The sequence below is a fragment of the Corynebacterium sp. 239_CJEI genome (assembly GCF_001055995.1).
Classification (GTDB): Bacteria; Actinomycetota; Actinomycetes; order Mycobacteriales; family Mycobacteriaceae; genus Corynebacterium; species Corynebacterium jeikeium_D.
The window spans coordinates 67,504-90,375 of record NZ_JVOW01000033.1; the positions used below are offsets into that span (position 1 = coordinate 67,504).

Below are 22,872 nucleotides of genomic sequence, written 5' to 3' on the forward strand. Positions count from 1 at the left end.
ATGGCTTTGACCCCAGGATTCGACCTGTTCCAGCTGCCAGAGGAGCACCAGGAGCTCCGCGCCGTTATCCGTGATCTGGCGGAGAAGCAGATTGCTCCGTACGCAGCGGACGTCGATGAGAACGAGCGTTTCCCGGAGGAGGCCCTGAAGGCTCTCAACGAGGCTGGATTCAACGCCGTCCACGTGCCGGAGCAGTTCGGTGGTCAGGGTGCGGACTCGGTTGCGGCCTGCATCGTCATTGAGGAAGTTGCTCGTGTCTGTGGCTCGGCTTCTCTTATCCCGGCTGTGAACAAGCTCGGCACCATGGGCTTGATCCTCAAGGGCTCCGACGAGCTGAAGAGCAAGGTCCTGCCGGACATCGCCAACGGTGAAATGGCTTCCTACGCACTGACTGAGCGTGAGGCCGGTTCGGATGCCGGTTCCATGAAGACCCGCGCGGTCCGTGAGGGCGATGAGTGGGTCCTCAACGGCTCCAAGTGCTTCATCACTAACGGTGGCCGCTCCACTTGGTACACCGTCATGGCTGTCACCGACCCGGAGAAGGGTGCTAACGGCATCTCTGCATTCATGGTCCACAAGGACGACGAGGGTTTCCGCGTCGGTGGCTTGGAGCACAAGCTGGGTATCAAGGGTTCCCCGACCGCGGAGCTGTACTTCGAAAACTGCCGCATCCCGGCTGACCGCATCATCGGCGAAGAGGGCACCGGTTTCAAGACTGCCCTGGAGACCCTGGACCACACTCGCCCGACTATTGGTGCACAGGCACTGGGCATCGCGCAGGGTGCGTACGACTACGCCGTTGGTTACGTGCAGGAGCGTCAGCAGTTCGGCAAGCCGATCGCTGCTTTCCAGAACACCCAGTTCATGCTGGCTGACATGCGTATGAAGATCGACGCCGCTCGTCTCATGGTCTACACCGCAGCCGCTAACGCTGAGCGTGGCACTGCTGAGGGCGGCGCTCGCCTGGGTCTGATGGCCGCAAACGCCAAGACTTTCGCCTCTGACGTTGCTATGCAGGTCACCACTGATGCCGTGCAGCTGCTCGGCGGTTACGGCTTCACCCGTGACTTCCCGGTTGAGCGCATGATGCGTGACGCCAAGATCACCCAGATCTACGAGGGCACTAACCAGATTTGTCGCATGGTCGCAGGTCGCCAGATTCTCGCAGACGCACAGAAGCGCTAATCACCAGCGCAAACGCTAAGCCCTCGCTACCAAGGCGGGGGCTTTTTCATGCTGCCACATCACTCAGAATTTGTCTCTTAACCCCAACGCGCGCTAGTGACTGCGTTTATGGTCGGCGGCGGTGGGGCGATGCGAGTTACTGACTGCGTTTATGACAGAAATGGCCCGAAAAACGGCTTCAAAGTGTCATAAACTCATACAGTTTCACATTTGCAGCCCGTAAGTTTTTGGGTTAAGTAGCAAGAAGCATGTCCGGTCGGCGTGCGCCGGGGCCTACTTGTTCGCTTAACCCCCGGTTTTTTCGGCCGTCCCGCACGAGTCCCGCACGAGCCCCGCACGAGTCCGGCACTACACCATCCACCAGCTCGCCAGCAGCCGCACGCATCAGCCTCGCTGATCACACCCTCATTTCGCCAACCAAGCACAGGCCGCTACAACGATTGCCTCTGCTCCCCGGTCAAGAGTGGGTTGGAGGTCAGGGGCGAAAGCTGGGTTGTGGTTGCCAACAGCGCTGCTCTCATCCGCGAAACCGCCGAGCCCCAGTACGTATATGGCACGCCAAGCGCATCGGGGATGATTGAGAAATCTTCAGAGGCGGGCACTGCGTCCAAGTCGGAGACTTCTTCACCGAAGTACGCGTCGAATGCCTCACGCACAGTATTCGTGGCATCCCCGTCATTATTCGTGAGGGGATAGCGGTCGTAGTAAGTGAACTGCGGGTCTTGAGGGCTGCGGGCAGCAACGCACTCTGCTCGTACAATGCGCTCGATTGCCTCTTTGAGGTGTTCGGTCACGGCGCTGTTGTAGGCACGAGTGTTGATGAGCAGCTCTGCGGAGTCAGGAATGATGTTGGACTTAGTTCCCGCTTGAATCGCACCAACGGTCACCACTGCGGTCTCGGTGGCCGCTACCTCACGCGAGACAATGGTCTGAAGGCGCATCACAATGGTGGATGCCAAGACAACGGGATCGACACTGAGCTCCGGCATGGATCCATGGGAGCCATTACCGTGCACAGTGACTTTGACCGAGAATGCAGAGGAGAGAACTGGCCCGCGGCGAGTTCCCACATAACCGCCGGGCAAGCTAGCTAGTACGTGTTGACCGAGATAAACGTCGGGACGCGGAATAGCCCTCTCCAGATCTGCCGCCAGCATTGCGCGTGCACCTTCGGCGGTTTCTTCAGCGGGTTGGAAAATACCGATGAATGTGCCAGACCACTGATCAAGGTTTTCGTTGAAAGCCTGCAGCGCTGTGAGCAAAGACATCAGGTGGAAGTCGTGCCCACAAGCGTGGGCGACGGGGACCTCTGTGCCGGTCTTTTCATCAATCTGCGTTGCCGTGGAGGCGTAGTCTTTGCCGGAAGTCTCCTTCACCGGTAGCGCATCAATGTCTGCGCGCATAGCTACAATCGGCCCGGCACCGTTCTCAATAATGGCAACGATGCCGGTGTCTCCGACGCGATTTGTGGAAATACCTGAAGATTCGAGCTCCTGAATAATCCGGTCTGCAGTGCTGTGCTCCTGCATGGAAAGCTCAGGGTGCCGGTGGAAATATTTGTACAGTTCCTCGCGCTGGGATTGGGTGGACGCGAGACCATTCAGAATCTTTCTGGCGCTCTCAGTATTAGTGGGCATACCTAAAATGTACGCCGACCTAAAGCGAACGGTGGAGGCCCTGGAAGGCATCCCCGTCCCGCCCCAAACCTCTAAGAGCTGCCTACGTCGTCACAAAGAACTTCTGGTTACGCTCGCCGCGGTAGGACTGGGCGGTTGCAGTTGCGGCGATGATAGAGGCAACAATCAGCAGGCCAGCTGTAATCAAACCGAGGGCCGACGAGTCTCCGGAGCGTACCTGGGAAATCGTTCCGACCAGCGTCATTGATGCATTAATGACAAAAACTGCCGCCGCCACGGACAGCACCGTGCGCGCTGCAGTCGATCCTTCAAGGAGTTTGCCAGCAAGCCACCAGCACGCAATCGCCGTTGCCGTCTGCGCGAGAATCGCAAACGCGAAGCTCACGGCCAAGCTGGTCTGTGCAGCAGAAACCTCGATGTTGTTGGCTTTTGTCGCTTCCGTAACAGTCGCATCCCATTTCAATAGGGAACTGACCACGGTGAGGATTAGCGCTGGGACGTAAACATATACCGCCAGCCGCCACCACCGAAAGGACTGCGCCGCATGGAAAGGAACGTCTTTAGCCGAATTGACTGTCATAACTCCACACTCTAAACCACGCTATCGCGGCGCGAAACGTCACTGCTAGGTTGCACTTATCGCTTGCCGACGAGCAGATAACCGGCAACCATCACAAAAGCTAACTTTTATACAGCGCTGGTGCGGTGCGGGTCGGTGAAGTCGACACCTTGGGTTTCCCACACGCGACGCAGTTCGTCAACGCCCTTAGCGCGAGCAAGGGCAAATTCGTTGGTCGTGGCCGGGACAGGTTGGAAGATTGTGACTTCGATTTCCTCCACCGCGACCGGCGGGATTTCTGCCTTGAACAGCACAAAACCGGTGAAGCGCGACTGATCCCACAGTGGCTGGCCGAAGTCGATTAGTGCCCCCTCGGTGAGGATGAGGCCTTCGATGCTTGGGGAAGCGGCAAGAATACCCAGCGGGCGGATGACTTCGTCCAGTCCACCACGAATAGGCAAGACGAGTTCGGCACGCGGGCCAGAGTTGGTGTCCACCACCATTGCGGACGGATCTTGCATCGCTTCGGCACTGCAACCGAGTGTTGCGTAGGTGACAATCCGGTCTGTGTCAGGGCCGAAGCGCAGCATCTTCAGTGGCGAAGAACCAAGGAAGGTCAGCTGGGCTTCGCCGGGGTCGGACTCTTCAAAGTAGGAGGAAAATGCTGCTCGGACTGCTTTGATGATCGCATTGCTATCAGGGCCGGCGGGAGGAATGGGGCCGGTTAAGTTATCGAACACGGGCGGTACTCCTTGTTGAGGTGGTCATTTTAGGCTGCGGGCGAAAGCTCGACAGCATCAGCCCACGTCGCATCGAGGTTCAAAGTCTGCATCCACGTATCAATGTTGTCACCGTGTGCAGCGATTGCGGCGCGCGCAGTCAGCGTGGTCTCGATAGCGAATTCGGTGAGTTCATCGCTAATCAGCCCTTGGGTGTGGGCCGCGACGAGCTCGTCGACATCTTCAACGCGAATCTGTGTGGTCGCATCGACAGGTAGGGGAGCTATGGCCTCAGGATCGGTCGGTGCCTGCAGGATGTCGAGATACAAATCGGTCATACGCCAGCACTGCGGATCAGTCCGGTCGATGCTGACAATATCGACGTAACGTTGGTGTTCCACCTTCACGCCCGGGCGGAAGTGATAAATGCTGATGCGCAACCCCTCGTCGGCAAGCAGGAATGACTCTAGATATCCAAACTTTGGATGATCCATCCCACGGCGCATATAAAGGCGGCTGGGTGTGAGAGTTCGGAACTCGTCGACATTGCGCTGAAAGCCCTTGGGGTCGGTGTTGACCATTTCACGTAGGTCAAAGGTCTCGACTTTCGGAGGATGTGTGTCCTGACTCGAGCGAATTGGGGAGAGCGCAGGAGCTGCCGCGGTCGAAGCCGAAGTGGCCGGTGAAGTGGACATGCGAATACCTTAACGTGTAGGGGTTGCCTTTTTGGGCATAGAAAAGCCCTTTCTGCATACGTGATGCAAAAAGGGCTAGGGGAGAACTAGAAAAACTTAGTTCAGGCCGACCGGGAAGACACCGGCGGTCGGGGTGTAGCTGCAGTTGGTCGGACCAGGCTCTTCCTGAGTGGTGATACCGCCCTGCATGACAGCGATGACCACGCCCTTGCCCGTGTCAGCGGTGCCGTTGACAGCACCCGGGCCCTCCTCGGCGTTGATGCCGTTGTTCTCCAGGGTGGTCTTGCCGTACTTGCCGTTAGCAACGTTGACCCAGTAGACATTCATCTCTGTGTCCTGCTGCTTAGCCAGCTGCTTGGTGCCCAGGCCAGTGAAAATGAAGCCAAGCTGGTTTTCTGGAACACCTGGCAGAGGCAGGTCTGCCGGGCCCGGAACGGTAGTGGCCAGGCCGAAGGAACGACCTTCGCCGCCGATGCACTTGTCGGCAACAGTAGGCAGCAGGAACTGGTTGGTCTTCGGGGCACCTTCCGGAACCTTGAAGCCCGGCTCGCCCTCGCCCTCACCAGTCAGGAAGTCAATTCCCTTGTTCAGTGCGCTGGAAATTTCCTCAGGAACGCCTGGGGAGTTAATGATGTCGCGCGCGTTGCCGTAGAGATTCGGCGAAGCGATGTTCAGGGAGTCCAGCGACGGGGAAGCAGAAGCGGCGGGAGTCATGCCCGCAGTGAGAATTGCAGCTGCACCCAAGGTCGCTGCGGCACGGCGCAGGAAGGAGCGTCCAGTCGAAACCACGGTGAAGAACCTCTCATTCGTGGGCTATTGGAGTCGGAATCAAAATTTCGGAATCGTTGCTCATCTTAGAACGACTCCAACGGGAATTGGAAAGATTTGAAAAAGAAATGTTCAGAATCTTCTCAGGAGATTAACGCACGGATTCCCGCGTGTCGCAAGTTAATTAGAGTGATTTTTGGTGTAGAACGAGATGATTGTGAAAATTGTGACGTCATGTATGCCTGTGGTGTTAATGGTGTTTCGCAGCGCGTAAGCGGGTGAAGTCAAGTCTCATCCCGTGGGGTTACAACTATGGCATTTGGTCACATGTGTCACATGGCGGGCTGAGAGATTGCCGTCGTGAAGCGTTGTGGCGCTGGCGGATATGCCGTTATGGCTGTCGGTAAAGCGGGGGTGCAGTAAGGGGGTAATTTATCCCTAAGGGTGGCGCGGCAGTGCCACTTTGCATGACGGATAGGTGCTCGGGGTTGCGAGAATCTCTGCCAGATGTGCAGGGGCATTAAGAAGGAGTACACTGTAGAACGCTTTATTACGCGTTGATGCGGGGCGTTAAAGGCAGTCGTAAAGACAGTCCTTTAGAGCAAGGCCGTATCTTTTTCTTTTAGTCCTCTTAGCTTGTTAGGAGCTATCCGCCTGTGAGCGATACCGAGTTCCGTAATGTCGCCATTGTCGCACACGTCGACCATGGCAAGACCACTCTCGTGAACGCCATGCTGGAGCAGTCCGGCGTTTTCAGCGACCACGAAGAAGTTGCAGACCGAGTGATGGACTCTGGTGACCTTGAAAAGGAAAAGGGCATCACCATCTTGGCGAAGAACACCGCTATTCGCCGAAAAGGTGAGGGCAAGAACGGCGAAGACCTCATCATCAACGTCATTGACACCCCTGGTCACGCCGACTTTGGTGGCGAGGTGGAGCGCGCACTGTCCATGGTTGACGGTGTCGTGCTGCTGATCGACTCCTCTGAAGGTCCGCTGCCGCAGACCCGCTTCGTCCTGGGCAAGGCGCTTGCTGCCTGCATGCCGGTGATTATCGTGGTCAATAAGACTGACCGCCCAGATGCACGTATCGACGAGGTTGTCGAGGAAGCACAGGATCTGCTGCTCGAGCTAGCCTCCACCCTGGAAGACCCGGAAGCTGCTGAGGTCGCTGAGCGCAACCTTGAGCTGCCGGTTCTCTATGCCTCTGGTCGTGCCGGTAAGGCTTCTACCGAGAACCCGGGTAACGGCAACTTGCCGGAGTCTGAGAACCTGCAGCCGCTGTTCGACGTCATCACCGAGGTGCTCCCGGAGCCGTCCGCTGAGATTGATGCCCCGCTGCAGGCGCAGGTTACCAACCTGGACTCCAGCTCCTTCCTCGGTCGAATTGGTCTGATTCGTATCCATAAGGGCCGTATCCGCAAGGGACAGCAGATTTCGTGGATTCATTACGACTCCGAGGGCAATGAGCATGTCAAGAATGCGAAGGTCGCGGAGCTGCTGCGTACCGTCGGCGTGACCCGCGTACCTGCTGAAGAGGCCATTGCTGGTGACATCGCCGCTATCTCCGGTATCGACGAGGTCATGATCGGTGACTCTCTCTGTGATGCCGAGCATCCGGACCCGCTGCCGCGCATCCTGGTCGATGAGCCGGCTATTTCTATGACGATCGGCGTGAACACCTCGCCACTGGCAGGCCAGGGTGGTGGCGATAAGCTGACCGCTCGTATGGTCAAGGCCCGCCTGGACCAGGAGTTGATTGGTAACGTCTCGCTGCGCGTGCTGCCGACCGAGCGCCCGGATGCCTGGGAGGTGCAGGGCCGTGGTGAAATGGCGCTGTCCGTTCTGGTTGAAACTATGCGTCGTGAGGGCTTTGAGCTGACCGTCGGTAAGCCGCAGGTTGTTACCAAGACCGTCGACGGCAAGGTTCAGGAGCCGTACGAGCACCTGACCATTGATGTTCCTGAAGAGCACCTGGGTGCTGTCACTCAGCTGATGGCGGCTCGTAAGGGGCGCATGGAGCAGATGGGTAACCAGGGCACCGGTTGGGTGCGCATGGAGTTCCTCATTCCGTCCCGCGGTCTGATTGGCTTCCGCACTACTTTCATGACGGAGACCAAGGGCACCGGTATCGCCAATCACTACTCGGCCGGCTACGGCGAGTGGGCTGGTGAGATTAAGGACCGTCCGACAGGATCGTTGGTGGCTGACCGTACCGGCCAGATCACCGCTTACGCACTGATTCAGCTTTCTGACCGCGGCACCTTCTTCGTCGAGCCGGGTGACCAGGCTTACGAGGGCATGGTCGTTGGCCAGAATCCGCGTGATGAGGACATGGACATCAACATCACCAAGGAAAAGAAGCTGACCAATATGCGCGCAGCCTCGGCTGATGCGACCGTGACTCTGGAGAAGGCGCACAAGCTTTCCCTCGATGAGGCTATGGAGTTCTGTGGTGCTGACGAGTGCGTTGAGGTCACCCCGGAGGGCATTCGCGTACGCAAGCAGATCCTCAGCGCCACCGATCGCGCTCGCGCTCGTTCCCGCGCGAAGGCCATGAATAAGAAGTAATTCGGGTTGGTAGGGGACTGGGCCACCTGAAAACCAGTCTCGGGGTAACTGACTCGGTCAGGTGTCGAGTAATCTCGTGGATATGTTTATTCGCAGCCGTCGTCACGCAGCTTCTCGTCGATTTTTCGTAGCATCGACACTCTGCGTGACGGCGGCTTTGGCGTCTTCGTGCATGGCTCGCCCCTCGGACGCTCCGACTGTGCCCGGGCAGCAGGAAGCGCCGGTGCAGCAGGAAGACACCGCTGACCAGGCCAAAAAGATGCGTGAAGTCACGGTCGGTGTCGACGAGTTTGTCGAAGGCTTCAATCCGCATTTGCTTGCCGACGTCTCCCCGGTGACCAGCCTGGTAGCGCGACTGACACTGCCTAGTGTTTTCACCCCTGCGCCGGTAGAGGGCGAGGCTGGTGACGCTAGTGCCGCCGCGCAAGCTCCCGGAGTGGTGGATAACGCTGCCAATGCTCGCTCGGCAGGAGCTCCCCAATGGCTTCTCAACTCCGACTTGCTGGATTCCGTGCAGGTCATCGAGAGTGATGACAGCAAAGACGGTGACGCCAGAAACGGAGCTGGAAACGGGAAAGCGGCCGATGTTGACATCACGGATCCGACGGTAGCGGCAGAGCATGTCCGCTACCGCATTCGAAAAGGGGCGCAGTGGAGCGATGGCACGCCAATCAGTGGCGAGGACTTCCGCTACCTATTTTCCCAAGTCACGTCCACGCCAGGATCGCTGGATACGGCGACTTATGAGCTGATTAAATCCATTGATGTCTCCGACGGTGGCCGTCAGATTGATGTGACGTTCACTCAGCCGATTACGCATTGGCAGCGCCTGTTTGCACATCTCTTGCCAGCGCATTTGATGCGGTCGAACACTGATGGTTTTTCCGAAGGGCTGGCCAGCCGTTTGCCGGCCTCCGGTGGGCAGTACACCGTCGAGTCGATGGATGTCGGCCGCAACATCATTCGACTGGTTCGAAATGACCGCTACTGGGGTGAGCAGCCAGCAGCCTCGGAGGTTATTACGCTGCGTGCCATGCGTAGTGCCATCGATGGTGCGGAGCAACTGCGTTCGAAGCAGATCCAGGCCGTGCAGGTCCGTCCGACGGAGACGTCTGAGCTGACGTACGGTCTGATCCCCGGTGTTGCTGAGTTCTTCCATGAGCCCAACCGGGAACTGGTTTTCAGTACCAACCTCGCGTCGAGCAGGCTTGCCGACGAATCCGTCCGCCGGGCCATTCTGAACACCATCAACGTTGCACAGGTCTCAGAGGTGGCCACCGGGCGCCGAATCGCAGGTGGCTCTGGTGACGGTCGTGACCAGGAGAAAACCGAGGCGCCACAGGCCGGTTTTACTGAGGACAATCCGCTACGAATCGGCATCATTAGCGACGGTATAGCGGCACGCGCTGCGGCTTTTGCGGTCGCTGACCAGTTGACTGCAGCTGGTATCCCCGCCACCGTTGTTTCGTATTCACCGGCGGACATGCTGCGTTCTTCGTTGCCCTACGGAACCGTCGATGCCGTGGTGGCGTGGGCAGAGCAGCCCAATTCCGTCCAGGCGGCCCGGGAACGCTATGCGTGTACGGAAGGCTCGATCAGTTCGCTACCGCCGAAGGACTTGGATGAAGCAGGCGCAGAGTCGGCTACCGAGTCTGAGTCAGAATCCGAGTCTGAGTCTGAGGGCGTTGACAGTTCGACAAAACCTGCACCAAGTGAAGACCGGGGAAAGAGCGCTGAAGAGCAGAGCTCGCTGGACGGGACAACATCGTCTGAGCAGTCCACATCTTCTACCTCAGCAGAGCCGGCTGACCTCAGCGGAGTATCTGTCGCTCCGAAATCGGCTGCTCGGAGCGAGAATCTTTCCGGCCTTTGTGACCCGCAGGTTGATGAGCTGCTCGCTCCCGACAGTTCTGCGTTGCCCGCTGAACTCGCCGATATCATTGCTGGCCACAGTATCGAGCTGACCTTGGTGAAAGACGGCTTGCTGACGGTCGTCAGCCCGGAAATTACAATTACTGGGCGGAAGGACTCTTCGCAGTGGACCGATGACCCAGTGTTGGGCCGCCTCGGTGTTCTGGGTGAGATTCGCCGAGTCGCGACGCAAAGCGGGACTCGAGAATCGTCTGAGAATTCTCAACCGGGAGATAGTCCGCGCGAAGATACTGAGCAGGACGGTTCGGGTCAGAACCAAGAAGTCCGCGATAACGCCGACCAGGAGAACAAGGGGAAGTAAGAAAGCCCGTGAAGTTACTTTTTGTTCACGCACATCCAGATGACGAGTCCATTTGGACAGGTGGTTTGATTGCGGCTGCCGCGCGCTCCGGAGCGTCGGTAAGCGTAGTGACCTGCACGATGGGCGAGCTGGGAGAGGTCATCGGCGCGCCGTACCAGGGGCTAGTTGCTGATGAAGCTGACCAGTTGGGCGGTTTCCGCGTCGCCGAGTTGCGCTCGGCGCTGCGTGCGCTGGGGGCCAATAGCCCAGACAATGCGCCACGTTTCCTCGGTGGTGCCGGGCGTTGGCGTGATTCCGGTATGGCAGGGGACAAGGGTAATGAGCATCCCCGTGCGTTCATGAACTCAGGTGATGAGGCGGTAGCCCAGCTTCGCACCATCCTCGATGAGCTGCAGCCAGACCTGGTCATTACCTACGATGCCGATGGTGGCTATGGGCACCCGGACCACATTCGCGCACACGATATCACTGTCGCGGCGTGCGGAAATCGCTTTCCGACGCTGTGGGCGGTCACCGATCGTGAGGCAATGGTGGCGGGACTGGATGCCATTACCGTGGTGCCGGAGACCTGGCAGGCGTGCGATGTCGACGACTTCGCTACCGTGACCGGCCATTTCGAGGTTCAGCTGGATGATGCCGCTGTGGCGGCCAAGGTTGAGGCCATGCGCGCGCATGCGACACAAGTGTGGTTCGCCGATGGTTCCGTCAGCGAGGTCAATCCTGATGCTGTCTATGGGCAGACCGACGGCTCTGGTCGTGCGCGAGCCGTCTGGGCGTTTTCCAATTTGCTGTGTCAGCCGGTGACACCGACTGAGGCATACCGTTTTGGTACGGCGACCGCTGCGTCCCTGGAAGAGCTGGGGGAGCTGGTGAATATCCAATTACTGCCAGAGCCGGTAGCGAGCGTCGATTCTGTACCGAGTGTGGATTTGGAAGCGGAGGGGAGTGCGGACGATGAGTAACCCTCAGCCTCACGAAAGCGAAGACTTGATTAACGCTGCTGGCGGAAAGTTGAAGAACGAGCGCTTGAGTATTGAAAAGCGCACATTCGGGGATGAGCGCTATTGGGGGAATCCGGAACGTTCGCAGCCGCGCGAGAATTTCCATCAGGGCGAGGTCACGGTAGCGCTGGTCTGGCTGTCGCTGGCTGCGTTGGCAGCGTTGGTGATTGAAGTAGTTTTCCTCGGAGCGTGGATTACCATCGGCTCGGTTGCTATTCCGTTGCCGTGGACCATTCCGCTGGCCTATATTGCCAATCTGATCATTACCAACACAGCGTTGCTGTGGACTCGTGATCGCTCCAAAGCTGCAATTCCGACTGTCATCTGGGTGCTGGGTTTTGCAGGCATTCTGCTGTGGGCAGTGCTGCCCTTCGGTGGTGATTTGGCAATGGGGCAGTGGTTGCGAACAGTGCTGCTGCTTGTTTGCGGTGTGCTGGGCGGTGCCTGGCCACTGCGCCATCTGCGGGCACTCTAGCGAAAACTGCAGCGGATACTGCAGGAGACGGTGAGGAATTGATGCAGGGCAGGCCCGCATCAATGTGGCCCTTTCTGGAGCCAGTTGATAACAACACCCACGTTGGGTGTAGACTCCAATCTGAATATACCGCTCTGTCTATTTTGCTCTGTTTCTCGTCGGAACGGCATAATCGACAGATAGCGAAAGCCTCATCCCATATCTTGTGAGAAAGGTTCTTAAACCTAAAACCATGACTTACATCATTGCCCAGCCATGTGTTGACGTCCTCGACCGTGCCTGTGTTGAAGAGTGCCCGGTTGACTGTATTTACGAGGGCAAGCGCATGCTCTACATTCATCCTGATGAGTGCGTGGACTGCGGCGCTTGTGAACCGGTCTGCCCAGTCGAGGCCATCTTCTACGAGGACGATGTTCCGGATGAGTGGGTTGAATTCATCGATGCCAATGTCGACTGGTTCGATGAGCTGGGTTCCCCGGGCGGTGCCGCCAAGCTCGGCCCCCAGGACTTCGATGTGCCATTCGTGGCAGCTCTGCCGCCGCAGGCAGAAGACTAAAACCACAGAGGACTAAACCTATTTCTTTTCCCGGGAAGGATTTCATCACCGCCCATGTCAGCTGCCCGTAAGCGCGTAACTCCCGGTTCTCTTTTGCCTCAGTTTCCGTGGGATTCTCTCACGCAGGCGAAAGCCACTGCGGCTGCGCATGAAGAGGGCATGGTCAATCTCTCGGTCGGCACACCAGTCGATGAAGTCGCTCCGATAATCCGGAAGGGCCTTACCGAAGGTGCTGCCGCACCGGGTTACCCTCAGACCGTCGGCACGCCTGAGCTACGCGCTGCGATTGTTGCAGCGATGGCGCGGCGCTACGGCGTGACGGGACTGGAGTCAGCGGTCAACGGCGGCAATGTGCTTCCGGTCATCGGCACCAAGGAAGCGATTGGCTGGCTTCCCTTCCTCCTCGGCGTAGGCGCGGGGCATACCGTCGTCATCCCCGAGCTGGCATATCCCACCTACGAGGTCGGCGTTCGCATCGCAGGCGCTGAGCTGCTGCGTGCGGACTCGCTGACGCAAATCGGTCCCGCCTCGCCGACGCTGATGTTCATCAATTCCCCGGGCAACCCCAACGGCAAGGTCCTCGGTATTGAACACCTGCGCAAGGTGGTTGAGTGGGCTCGTGCTCGGGACGTCATCGTCGCTTCTGACGAGTGCTACCTGGGGCTCGGCTGGACTGAACAGCCAGTCAGTATTCTCGACCCGCGAGTGTGCGACGGTGATTTCACCAACCTGCTGGCTATCCACTCGCTGTCCAAGACGTCGAACATGGCGTCGTACCGCACCGGCTGGTTCGCCGGCGATGCGGACCTCATTGCCGAGCTGGTTTCCGTGCGCCGTCACATGGGGCTGATGATGCCGGGACCCATCCAGCACGCCACGATCGCCGCGCTTAACGACGACTCCCACGAGGCTGAACAAAAGCAGCGCTACAGTGACCGCCGTGAGATTCTGCATGATGCACTGGTAGCCGCAGGTTTTCGTATCGATGACTCCGAGGGCGGGCTCTATCTGTGGGCTACTCGCGGGGAAGACTGCTGGCAGACGGTTGATTGGCTGGCCGAACGCGGCATCCTGGTTGCGCCGGGCAGCTTCTACGGCCCCAAGGGTGTGCAGCACGTACGGGTGGGGCTCACAGCGACGCTCAACGACATCGAAGTGGCCGCGGCGCGTATTCGCGGCTAGCCGGGCCAGATGTGCTGGCCCGAGTAGGCCGAATGCTGCAAACGGTGCCGACATCGGCATAGACCAAATCATAAAAAGGGAGTGTGCCGTGGGACGTGCCGCAGGCAATCGAGATGCTTGGTGGGGCCTTGAGAAGAACCGTCAGGCAGCACAAGTCGATGCCGCCGCTCACGAGTGTGAGGAGTACATCCCCTTTGAGCCGGCAATTGTGGCCGACACCGATGAGTTTCTGGTCGTAGACAAGCCGCCTTTTCTGCCGGCGACCCCCAATGGCCGCATTGTGGCCAACACCGTGCAGGAGCGCCTGCGACGTAGTCTCGGGGAACCGGAGATAGTGGCCGTTCACCGCCTGGATCTTCTGACCAGTGGGCTGCTGTTGCTTTCCCGGAATCCGGCTACCCGTGCGCGCTACCAGCAGCTTTTCCAAAACCAGGAAATCACCAAAGAATACGAATGCCTCACCGTGATGCCCGATGATTGGCATGTGGGGGAAACCAGGGATGTCACGCTTCTGCTCGATCCCAACCCTGCGGGGCGCGGAGTAAAAGTCGTGGAGACCGACGATTTCGCTCGCGCTGCCACGAAGAATCCCAAGTTCAAGCTCGCACGCACAACCGTGACCTTCCTCGGCCGAGTAGCCGCGGACATCGGCGATGTGCTGGCGAACAGCCATGGCGGTGGTGCGACCAGCACCAGCATTCCGCTGCACGCAGTCGGCTGTGGTTGTGGGCATTGCGGCAGCCGCATGCAGGTGGGGCACTGGCGGCTACAGCCCCATACGGGCCGCACGCATCAGCTGCGGGCGACGATGGACTGGCTAGGCTATCCCATCCTCGGTGAGGATACCTATGGCCGGGAAGCGGGGGCGCAGGGGCCGTCGGCAAGCGCGGGCAGCGCGCCAAAGTACACGCCGCAGCTGCGATTGACGGCAACCGCGCTGGCCTTTGTCGACCCCGTCACTGGTGAGCGACGTGTCTACCGGAGCGCGCGGAATATCGCGGCCCCGGCAGACGCGCCGAGCACCCTTAGTTAGCGTGCAGCTCCGCGCTGAGCTTCACCTTTTCGGCAGCCCACGGCACAACCTCGACTGCACCAGAGAGCGAGTTGCGGCGGAAGAGCATATTCGATCCGCCCGAGAGCTCGCGGGCCTTGAGCGTCTTCTTCACGCCGTCCAGGGCAACGTGGCACTTGGTGCCGGCAGTGATGTAGAGCCCGGCTTCGAGTACGCAGTCATCGCCGAGCGAGATTCCGAGTCCAGCGTTCGCACCGAGTAGGCATCGCTTGCCGACGGACACAACTTCCTTACCTCCACCGGATAGTGTGCCCATGATGGACGCACCACCGCCGATATCGGAGCCGTCGTCGACGACGACCCCCTGAGAGATACGGCCTTCCACCATGGAGTGTCCAAGCGTGCCTGCGTTGAAGTTGACGAAGCCCTCGTGCATGACTGTGGTGCCCTCTGCGAGATGGGCTCCAAGGCGCACGCGGTCAGCGTCACCGATGCGAACTCCGGTGGGAGTGACGTAGTCGACCATGCGGGGGAATTTATCGATGGAGTAGACGGTGACAGGCCCGCGGCGTGACAGCTTGGCTCGGGTTACCTCGAAGCCTTCGACAGCACAGGGGCCAAAATTCGTCCACACCACATTGTTGAGCTTGCCGAAGATGCCGTCCAGGTTGATGCTGTTGGGGGTGGCCAGGCGGTGGGACAGCAGATGGAGGCGCAGGTAGGCATCGATGGTGTCGACTGGTGCGTCATCGAGTGAAGCGATGGTAGCTGTGACCAGACGGCGGGTGGTGCCGCGGTCCGCATCGGCTACGGCCAGATCTGCGAGGTAGGTGAAATCTTCGGGCAGTGCGTCGGCGTCGATGGTTCCGGTCGTGGTGGAGGTTGCTGTGCCCTCCTCGATGAGCTTGGGGGCGGGGAACCAGACGTCGAGAACAGTATCGTTGTTAAAAGTGGCAATGCCGGTAGCTTGTGCTCCAAATTTCATGGAAAACAGGCTACCGGCATATCCCTATCTATGAAAAGTGTTCCGCAAATGTGTAGCAAGGAAATGTTCGGATAGGGGTAGCAGGGTGGTTAGGCCCTGCAGTCAGTTGCTAACGGCTAGTTGCTATCGCTGGACTCGAGAGCCTCGCGGGCCGCGGTGCGGCTCTTCTTAGTCAGTGCAGCGAGCACCGCGAGGAACGCAGTGACACACACAACGGCGATAACCTGCTGGCGAGCACCAGAATCGGTGAGCATGCCAACAGCGAGGCCCAGGATCAGGATGACCGCTACCCAGGACAGTGCCGGGTAGGCCCACATGCGAACGGAAAGCTCGTTGTTCGCCTCCATCTGCGGGCGCAGCTTAATCTCGGACAGGGCGATGACCAGCCAGATCACCAGCAAGCAGCCGCCGACAGCGTTCAGCAGGAAGACCAGGACACTCGAGCCGTCGAAGACAACCTGCAGGCCAACGGAGACGAAGGCGAAGACCATCGACATGATGACCGCACGGTTCGGAACTGCGCCCTCATTGGTGTGGGCGAAGAAGCGCGGTGCCTCACCGCGGGTGGACATCGAGTAGACCAGGCGAGAGGTTGCGTAAATCTGAGCGTTGAACGCGGACAGCAGCGCCAGAACGATAATGGCCTCCATGAAGCCAACGGCACCCGGAATGTTTGCCTGCTTCAGAACCTGGGTGAACGGCGACTCAGCTGCGGAGTCAGCGCCGTCAATCTGGGAGTACGGCAACAGCAGGATGATGACGGTCACGCAGCCCAGGTAGAACACAGAGATGCGGAAGATCACCGAGCGGACAGCAGCAGCGATGGAGCGTTGCGGATCTTCAGCCTCAGCAGCGGCGATTGTGACAATCTCGATACCGCCGAAGGCGAAGGCCACAGCCAACAGACCAGCGGCAATGCCGGACACTCCATTCGGGAGGAATCCGGACTCGGCAATATGCGTCGTACCGACGAAGCTGGTGCCTGGCAGCAGACCGAAGAAAAGAAGAACGCCAATGACCAGGAACGCGATAATCACCGCGACCTTGATGAACGCGAACCAGAACTCGAACTCGCCGAAACCGCGCACATTCGCCAAATTCACTACAGCGAAGAAGACAACACAGATCAGGCCTGGAATCCAGCCCGGAATACCGAACCACGCACCCATGATGGCACCGGCGCCGGTGATCTCAGCACCGAGCACCATGATGAGCATGAACCAGTAGAGCCAGCCGAGGACAAAGCCAGCCGAGGAACCAAAGGCCATCTCGGCATAGGTGGAGAAGCTACCCGGTGTCGGGCGGGCAGCGGCCATCTCGCCGAGCATCTGCATGACGAGGACGACAATGAAGCCAGCGATGACATAGGAAACTAGAACACCCGGGCCAGCTGCCTTAATGCCGACGCCCGTACCAAGGAAAAGACCGGCACCGATTGCGGAGCCAAGACCCATCATGGTCAGGTGTCGAACCTGCAGCCCCTTGCCCAGCTGAGCTGTCTCGCCGGAGGTGGAGGTAATTTGCGATTCGGTCATGTCGCAAACATTACCTCGCTGATAACAGGGGCAATAACCGTATTACGGGTTTACCCCCATTCACCGTTTCGGGGCCAATTAATGTGTCTTCAAGAGCACCGAAAGTAGGTTATCCGGCCAGCTCATCCGGCACGTCGGCAAGCTGAGTGAAAGCAGCGGCACCTTCGTCATTGCCCGGGCGTTCCGTGCGGCGGACGCACACCGCCGAGTGGTCCGGGTGATGGTAGAAGTGCATGTTGTCGCGGCCCGAAATTTCCCATGCCTGAATACGGCGGTTCTCCGCGGGGACATCGATGGGCGTATCGGGGGCAATGAGGATGCTTCGGTCAATAATGCAGTCATTACCGAGGCTGACGCCGACGGTGCCGGCCGCGATATCGATGTGGCAGCGCTCGCCAACCGTGAGCGGCTTACGCTGACCGGAATCGTCATGAGCGGCAATGATGGAGGCCGACAGTCCCACCTTCGTGTGCGCGCCAATGACGACACCGGAGGATAGACGTCCCTCAATCTTGCATGGGCCCAGAGTGCCCGAGTTCAGCGAGACAAATCCCTCGCGCAGTACGGACGTACCCGGTGCCAAGTAAGCGCCCAACCGCACGCGCTCGGCCTCTGCAATGCGCACACCGGCGGGCAGCACATAATCGACCATGCGCGGCATGCGGTCGATGGCGTAGACGTGAATCAGACCGCGGACGCGCAAGTGGGTGCGCAGTTGCTCGAAGTTGTCCGGCAGACATGGCCCCTTGTTGGTCCACGCCACCACATGGAGTAGCTCGTAGAGCCCCTTGGTGTTTAGCTGGTGCGGCTTGACCAGGCGGTGGGAGAGCAAATGCAGGCGCAGGTAGGCATCGTGCGGGTCGACAGCAGGCTTGGACAAATCCTCAATGGACGTGCGCACTGCCACCTGCTCCACGCGGCGATCCTCGTCCAAAATCACCTGACGAAGCAACTGTGGGGTCAGATCAGCGGCGCCGAGCCGGTGAGTGCTCGATTCTACGACCTCATCGCTTAACTGAGGTGCGGGAAACCAAGTATCGAGAACTGTACCGTCCATTGCGATATTGGCGATTCCCGTAGCGACAGCACCAGATGTAATCATGATTCTTAATATTAGTATCTCTTTAAGGAATCTTCGCGGAAGGATGAACTATGCCCCTAGCTGGCCTTGAAAGCACACAGAAAATGAAGCAGTGGTTCTTAGTGAGCCTCATCATTGCTGTTAGTGTGCTCGGACTCGGCTTCGTCCTGTCCCTGCCGGTGGTCTTCTATGTCGGATTCGCACTGCTGAGTGCTTGGATTCTCGCCGTAGCCAGCTTCTTTGGTTTCGTTTTGCCGCCGCGAGCAATGCCAATTGGCGCAGTCGGTGTGGCTATCGCCGCAGTGGTTGCGCTCATTGCGCCGAACCGTCTTGTGCTGGTTATCGCAGTTGCCATCGCGGTGGGGCTCGGCGGTGGCATGATTGCCCGCCTTTTGCTGGAGCGCAAGAACCGCGATCAGCAGGCACGCATCGATGCCCTGCCGATGTGGGAGCGCGATGAGCTGGGCGATGTCGCCGAAACGCTTCGTCCTGCTTATCGACGAGACATCGATCCCACCCCAGTGCAGCTGCCACATGCAACGGCCAAGATTGTCGCGGCCGTCTGTAAGCCGCTGGCCGGTTCTACGGTGATTGTCAGCACGAATGAGCTGCGTCCGGTAATTGCGGTCTATGGCTCCCGTGTAGCTGTGGTCTATGGTCCCGGCGCGGGCGTTGTCGAGGAGGATGGCGGAAACGGAGAGGCGACCGATTCTGCAGGGGAGGAGCGGGCGCTGGGGTCGTCGGCAAGCGAAACTCCGGAGGCAATCATTGCCCAAACTCTCCCGGAAGGAGCGAAAACCCTGGTCTTTGAGGTGGCTGATGGGCTTAAGCGCTCGGCGGAGGGGAGAATTGGTGTGACCTCCGCCGAACCGCATGAGCTGGCGTTGTTCCTCGGTGGTGGCGCGCCCGCCAATGGGGATGCGATCAATGGTCGTGCGGCGCATATTCATCACAAAATTCTGGTTTCGCTGGCGCACAATGGTTTGTACGCTTAATTGATGTGAAATCGAAGTTAAATCTGCTCCAAGATCCTGTAGACCTCACGGCGGCACTGGTGGACATCGAATCGGTGTCCCACAATGAGACCGCGATAGCGGATGCCGTCGAGGCGGCATTACGTGAGGTCGCGCAGGCAGATGAGTCGATTGAGGTCCTGCGCATTGACAACAACGTGATTGCGCGGACCCATCGGGGGTTACCGCAGCGCGTGATTTTGGCAGGGCACCTGGATACGGTGCCAACTGCGGACAATGTGCCCTCGACGCGTGGGGTAGACGCGCAGGGACGAGACGCACTCTTTGGGTGCGGAACTGTGGATATGAAAAGCGGTGACGCGGTCTACCTGCATGCTTTTGCGACGCTGGCGGCAAGCCAGGAGTTGCAGCGCGACCTGACACTCATCATGTACGAATGCGAAGAAGTCGCCGCGGAGTTCAACGGGTTGCGGCACTTGAGTGAGTCGCATCCGGAGCTCCTGACTGGCGATGTCGCTCTGCTGGGCGAGCCCAGCGGCAATGTCATCGAAGCCGGCTGCCAGGGCTCTATTCGCCTGCGTCTGACCGCTCACGGCACACGTGCACACTCGGCTCGGGCGTGGCTCGGCGACAACGCCGTGCACAAGTTAGCACCGGTGCTGTCACGCATTGCCGCCTATGAACCGCAGACCGTGGATATCGACGGCTTGGCCTACCGCGAAGGGCTCAACGTCGTCTGGCTGGAGGCCGGGGTTGCCACCAATACGCTTCCCGACGAGGCGGTGCTGCGAGTCAACTTCCGATTCGCGCCCAACCGCAGCGCCGATGAGGCCATGGCACACTTCCGCGAGGTGCTGGGACTCGACGAGTTTGCGGCCGAGGATCTCACCGTCGATGTCGAGGATGCGAGCCCTGGGGCACTGCCGGGACTGCATGCGGCTGCTGCGAAGGAGTTGGTTGCAGTCGCAGGCGACGTCGTAAAGCCCAAGTTTGGGTGGACCGATGTGGCGCGTTTTTCGGCGCTCGGCATTCCTGCGGTGAACTTTGGCCCGGGTGACCCGGCGTACTGCCACAAGAAGGACGAGCAGATTCCGGTCGAGTGCATTACGGCGCTGTGGGAGGACCTGCGGCGGTACTTGACTACCGCGCCGGTGGCTGAGTGAGCCTAGAGTCACACCCTGCCCTCGCTGAGCGGGTGCGCGTATGTCATTGCTGGCATACATTGTGAGGTTATGAAACCTGTACGTACTCCGTCCCCAGCTAAGCGCCGTGCACTCCGCGGCCCAATCGCGATTCGACAGGCGGGCGAACCGCAGGCGTCTACGACCGACCGCAGGCTGTTGTCACACAACCCGAACACGGACTGGCTGCACAACGACACCTGGCGTGTGCTGCGCATTCAGTCGGAGTTCGTTGACGGCTTTGGTGCGTTGGCGGAGATTCCGCCGGCGGTGACGGTGTATGGTTCGGCACGTTTGCCAGAGGACAGCCCGTACTACCAGTGGGGCTTCGACCTGGGCAAGGCGCTGGCGGAGGCGGGTTACGCGACCATCACTGGCGGCGGCCCGGGCATCATGGAAGCCGCCAACCGCGGCTGCTACGACGCCGACGGCCTGTCCATTGGGCTGGGCATTGAGCTGCCGCACGAGCAGCACTTGAATGACTGGGTCGACCTGGGCATGAACTTCCGCTACTTCTTCGTGCGCAAGACCATGTTCCTGAAGTACTCGCAGGCGTTTATTTGTCTGCCGGGTGGATTCGGCACGCTCGATGAACTCTTTGAGTCACTGGTGATGGTGCAGACCGAGAAGGTGGAAAATTACCCAATCGTGCTGCTGGGCACTGAGTTCTGGTCGGGGCTGGTTGATTGGATGCGTGAGAAACTGGTGGCCATGGAGCTGATTTCTCCGACAGATATGAACCTTTTTCTGGTCACCGACTCCATTGAAGAAGCAGTCGAGTACATCGAGGCCGCGCACGAAAAATTGATGGAAGAGTGTGAGCCAACCTCTGACGTTCCCGAAAAGCTCCGCCGAGTCCGTCGCTTCAGCGAGAGGTAAGACGCTGTGCAGAGTTTTTATCAGGGCTCCGCGGTGCCGACGGTGATGGCCATCGTCAATCGCACCCCGGATTCCTTCTATGACCGTGGCGCAACGGCTGCGGAGGAGGCCGCGCTCGCTCGCGTCGACGAAGTTGTTGCGGCAGGCGCGGGCATTGTTGACATCGGCGGCGTCAAGGCCGGTATCGGTGCGGAAGTAACTGTTGCTGAGGAAATTGAGCGCGTGGTGCCGACCATCGCGAAGGTCCGCGAACGCTATCCTGACCTGCACATAAGCGTCGACACCTGGCGCGCCGAAGTCGGGGAAGCCGCCATCAAAGCTGGCGCCAACCTCATCAACGACACTTGGGCAGGCCATGACCCGGAGCTGCTGGAAGTCGCTGGCGCCCACGGGATGGGTTACGTCTGCTCGCACACCGGTGGAGCACTGCCACGCACCAATCCGGTTCGCGTGCGTTACGACGACGTCGTGGACGATGTCATCTCAGAAACCGGCAAGCTCGCCCAGAGGGCAGTGGACGCTGGCGTGCCGGAGGACCGCATCCTTATTGATCCCACCCACGACTTTGGCAAGAACACCTACCACGGCCTCGAGCTTCTGCGGCGCTGCAATGAGCTCGTGGCTACAGGCTGGCCGGTGCTCATGGCGCTGTCGAATAAGGACTTCGTCGGTGAGACTTTGGACCGCCCTGTCGAGCAGCGTGTGCCCGGCACCTTGGCTGCGACCGCCCATGCGGCAGCTGCCGGTGTTGCGGTGTTCCGTTCGCATCAGGTGTCCGAAACTCTTGATGTTTGCCGTATGACTCTGGCTATTTCCGGTGATTTTGCGCCACTGCATCCGGTGCGTGGGCTGGTGTAAGGGGCGTAGTTTGAGGCGCTTCACCCATGCCGCTGCGTGAAACAAAGGACTATGATGAAGAGAAGTAGTCGAAAATGCCGACAGGGATTCTAAACCGGGATCTTGAGCCGGGGTCTTAGACCGAGGTCTTGAACCGGGATTGTCAATCTCCTGGCTACCACAGCCGAGCTGGGGTGGCTGGTCGTCTCCTGCATCGACATTGTCTTAGAACGAAGGAGTTCACATGGCAGCAATGAAGCCGCGTACCGGTGATGGTCCGCTGGAGGCAGTTAAAGAGGGCAAGAAGATTGTAATGCGCGTCCCCGCAGATGGTGGTGGGCGCCTGGTGGTGGAACTGTCCCCGGAGGAAGCCAAGGAGCTCGGTGCAGAGCTCGTGGCAGTAGTGGAGTAGCAGAGTAGTAGGGTATCGGGTAGAGGCCGGGTAGTGGCCGGGCCTGTCCGGTTTTGACCCAGCGGCGACCTACACAGGTGGTGTAGGTCGCCTTTTCTTCTTCAGGTGATAACGGCTCGAATGAGGGGTTATGAACAAAAAGTACGGGCTGCAAATGTGAAACTGTGCGAGTTTATGACACTTTCAAGCCAGTTTTCGGGGGTAGGTTCAGGCGGTGAATGCATCACCACTTTCGACCAGGAGAAGTAGTGAAGCAAACCCGCCGAACGAAATACAGTGCCATCAAACCGATTGCGCTTCAACACATTGCCAACGGGGCATCAGCAAGCGCGGTTGGGCGCGATTTAGCGATTCCCTCACCAACTGTCAGGCGGTGGGCGCGACAAGCCGGAATTG

At 59.2% G+C, this 22,872-nt stretch carries 20 protein-coding genes and 1 pseudogene; 13 read left to right on the plus strand and 8 right to left on the minus strand.

Going from position 1 to position 22,872, the window contains the following annotated elements:
- Nucleotides 1-1,185 carry an acyl-CoA dehydrogenase family protein gene (locus ADB08_RS09485; protein ID WP_016422383.1) on the plus strand — a complete coding sequence of 395 codons (1,185 nt, stop codon included), beginning with the start codon at nt 1-3 and terminating at the stop codon, nt 1,183-1,185.
- A gap of 405 nt (nt 1,186-1,590) precedes the next feature.
- Here the strand turns inward: ADB08_RS09485 and ADB08_RS09490 are convergent.
- The 5 genes and pseudogenes from ADB08_RS09490 to ADB08_RS09510 all read right to left on the minus strand — a co-directional run bounded on the left by ADB08_RS09490 (nt 1,591) and on the right by ADB08_RS09510 (nt 5,584).
- Nucleotides 1,591-2,822: pseudogene (locus ADB08_RS09490) on the minus strand (amidohydrolase).
- Between the two features lie 82 nt (nt 2,823-2,904).
- On the minus strand, nt 2,905-3,402 hold the full coding sequence (locus tag ADB08_RS09495) for a hypothetical protein (RefSeq protein WP_049172715.1): 498 nt from the start codon (nt 3,400-3,402) through the stop codon (nt 2,905-2,907).
- A gap of 107 nt (nt 3,403-3,509) precedes the next feature.
- Entirely contained in the window at nt 3,510-4,121 is a 612-nt protein-coding gene (locus tag ADB08_RS09500) for a suppressor of fused domain protein (RefSeq protein WP_049172717.1), read from the minus strand.
- A 29-nt stretch (nt 4,122-4,150) separates the two neighbouring features.
- The gene (locus ADB08_RS09505; RefSeq protein ID WP_049172719.1) at nt 4,151-4,795 is read right to left on the minus strand and encodes a DUF402 domain-containing protein; all 645 of its coding nucleotides are present in this window, start codon (nt 4,793-4,795) and stop codon (nt 4,151-4,153) included.
- Between the two features lie 96 nt (nt 4,796-4,891).
- Nucleotides 4,892-5,584, minus strand: a complete 693-nt coding sequence (locus ADB08_RS09510; protein WP_016422388.1) for a hypothetical protein — start codon at nt 5,582-5,584, stop codon at nt 4,892-4,894.
- Between the two features lie 635 nt (nt 5,585-6,219).
- Here ADB08_RS09510 and typA point away from each other — a divergent pair.
- From typA to ADB08_RS09545, 7 genes are all read left to right on the plus strand, one after another.
- A complete protein-coding gene (typA, locus tag ADB08_RS09515) occupies nt 6,220-8,133 on the plus strand; it encodes a translational GTPase TypA (protein ID WP_016422389.1) in 1,914 nt (637 codons plus the stop codon).
- Between the two features lie 82 nt (nt 8,134-8,215).
- A complete protein-coding gene (locus tag ADB08_RS09520; protein WP_049172722.1) occupies nt 8,216-10,366 on the plus strand; it encodes an ABC transporter family substrate-binding protein in 2,151 nt (716 codons plus the stop codon).
- 8 nt (nt 10,367-10,374) lie between these two features.
- Entirely contained in the window at nt 10,375-11,328 is a 954-nt protein-coding gene (gene mshB / locus ADB08_RS09525; RefSeq protein WP_049172724.1) for an N-acetyl-1-D-myo-inositol-2-amino-2-deoxy-alpha-D-glucopyranoside deacetylase, read from the plus strand.
- On the plus strand, nt 11,321-11,842 hold the full coding sequence (locus tag ADB08_RS09530; RefSeq protein ID WP_049172726.1) for a hypothetical protein: 522 nt from the start codon (nt 11,321-11,323) through the stop codon (nt 11,840-11,842). Before mshB ends, ADB08_RS09530 begins: the two co-directional genes overlap by 8 nt.
- Nucleotides 11,843-12,074: 232 nt before the next feature.
- Nucleotides 12,075-12,398 (plus strand): ferredoxin, encoded by a 324-nt coding sequence (gene fdxA / locus ADB08_RS09535; RefSeq protein WP_005509435.1) that lies wholly within the window; start codon nt 12,075-12,077, stop codon nt 12,396-12,398.
- 54 nt (nt 12,399-12,452) lie between these two features.
- On the plus strand, nt 12,453-13,580 hold the full coding sequence (gene dapC, locus ADB08_RS09540; RefSeq protein WP_049172728.1) for a succinyldiaminopimelate transaminase: 1,128 nt from the start codon (nt 12,453-12,455) through the stop codon (nt 13,578-13,580).
- 88 nt (nt 13,581-13,668) lie between these two features.
- Complete coding sequence (locus ADB08_RS09545; protein WP_049172730.1) at nt 13,669-14,613, plus strand: pseudouridine synthase; 945 nt, start codon at nt 13,669-13,671, stop codon at nt 14,611-14,613.
- On the opposite strand, the gene dapD is transcribed toward ADB08_RS09545, so the two are convergent.
- From dapD to ADB08_RS09560, 3 genes are all read right to left on the minus strand, one after another.
- Complete coding sequence (gene dapD / locus ADB08_RS09550; protein WP_016422395.1) at nt 14,606-15,577, minus strand: 2,3,4,5-tetrahydropyridine-2,6-dicarboxylate N-succinyltransferase; 972 nt, start codon at nt 15,575-15,577, stop codon at nt 14,606-14,608. The genes ADB08_RS09545 and dapD overlap by 8 nt on opposite strands.
- 116 nt (nt 15,578-15,693) lie before the next feature.
- Complete coding sequence (locus tag ADB08_RS09555; RefSeq protein ID WP_172620259.1) at nt 15,694-17,097, minus strand: amino acid permease; 1,404 nt, start codon at nt 17,095-17,097, stop codon at nt 15,694-15,696.
- Nucleotides 17,098-17,221: 124 nt separating this feature from the next.
- Nucleotides 17,222-18,214: a hypothetical protein gene (locus ADB08_RS09560; protein WP_016422397.1), complete on the minus strand. Its 993-nt coding sequence runs from the start codon at nt 18,212-18,214 to the stop codon at nt 17,222-17,224.
- 83 nt (nt 18,215-18,297) lie between these two features.
- On the opposite strand from ADB08_RS09560, the gene ADB08_RS09565 reads away from it, so the two are divergent.
- The 5 genes from ADB08_RS09565 (at nt 18,298) to ADB08_RS11225 (ending at nt 22,476) form a co-directional block, all read left to right on the plus strand.
- Nucleotides 18,298-19,188: a hypothetical protein gene (locus ADB08_RS09565; RefSeq protein ID WP_239660057.1), complete on the plus strand. Its 891-nt coding sequence runs from the start codon at nt 18,298-18,300 to the stop codon at nt 19,186-19,188.
- Nucleotides 19,189-19,193: 5 nt separating this feature from the next.
- Nucleotides 19,194-20,330: a succinyl-diaminopimelate desuccinylase gene (dapE, locus tag ADB08_RS09570; RefSeq protein ID WP_049172735.1), complete on the plus strand. Its 1,137-nt coding sequence runs from the start codon at nt 19,194-19,196 to the stop codon at nt 20,328-20,330.
- Between the two features lie 69 nt (nt 20,331-20,399).
- Nucleotides 20,400-21,227: a TIGR00730 family Rossman fold protein gene (locus ADB08_RS09575; protein ID WP_049172737.1), complete on the plus strand. Its 828-nt coding sequence runs from the start codon at nt 20,400-20,402 to the stop codon at nt 21,225-21,227.
- Nucleotides 21,228-21,272: 45 nt separating this feature from the next.
- A complete protein-coding gene (folP, locus tag ADB08_RS09580) occupies nt 21,273-22,085 on the plus strand; it encodes a dihydropteroate synthase (RefSeq protein ID WP_048732864.1) in 813 nt (270 codons plus the stop codon).
- A gap of 223 nt (nt 22,086-22,308) precedes the next feature.
- A complete protein-coding gene (locus ADB08_RS11225; RefSeq protein ID WP_005509573.1) occupies nt 22,309-22,476 on the plus strand; it encodes a DUF3117 domain-containing protein in 168 nt (55 codons plus the stop codon).
- Nucleotides 22,477-22,872: the final 396 nt, after the last annotated feature.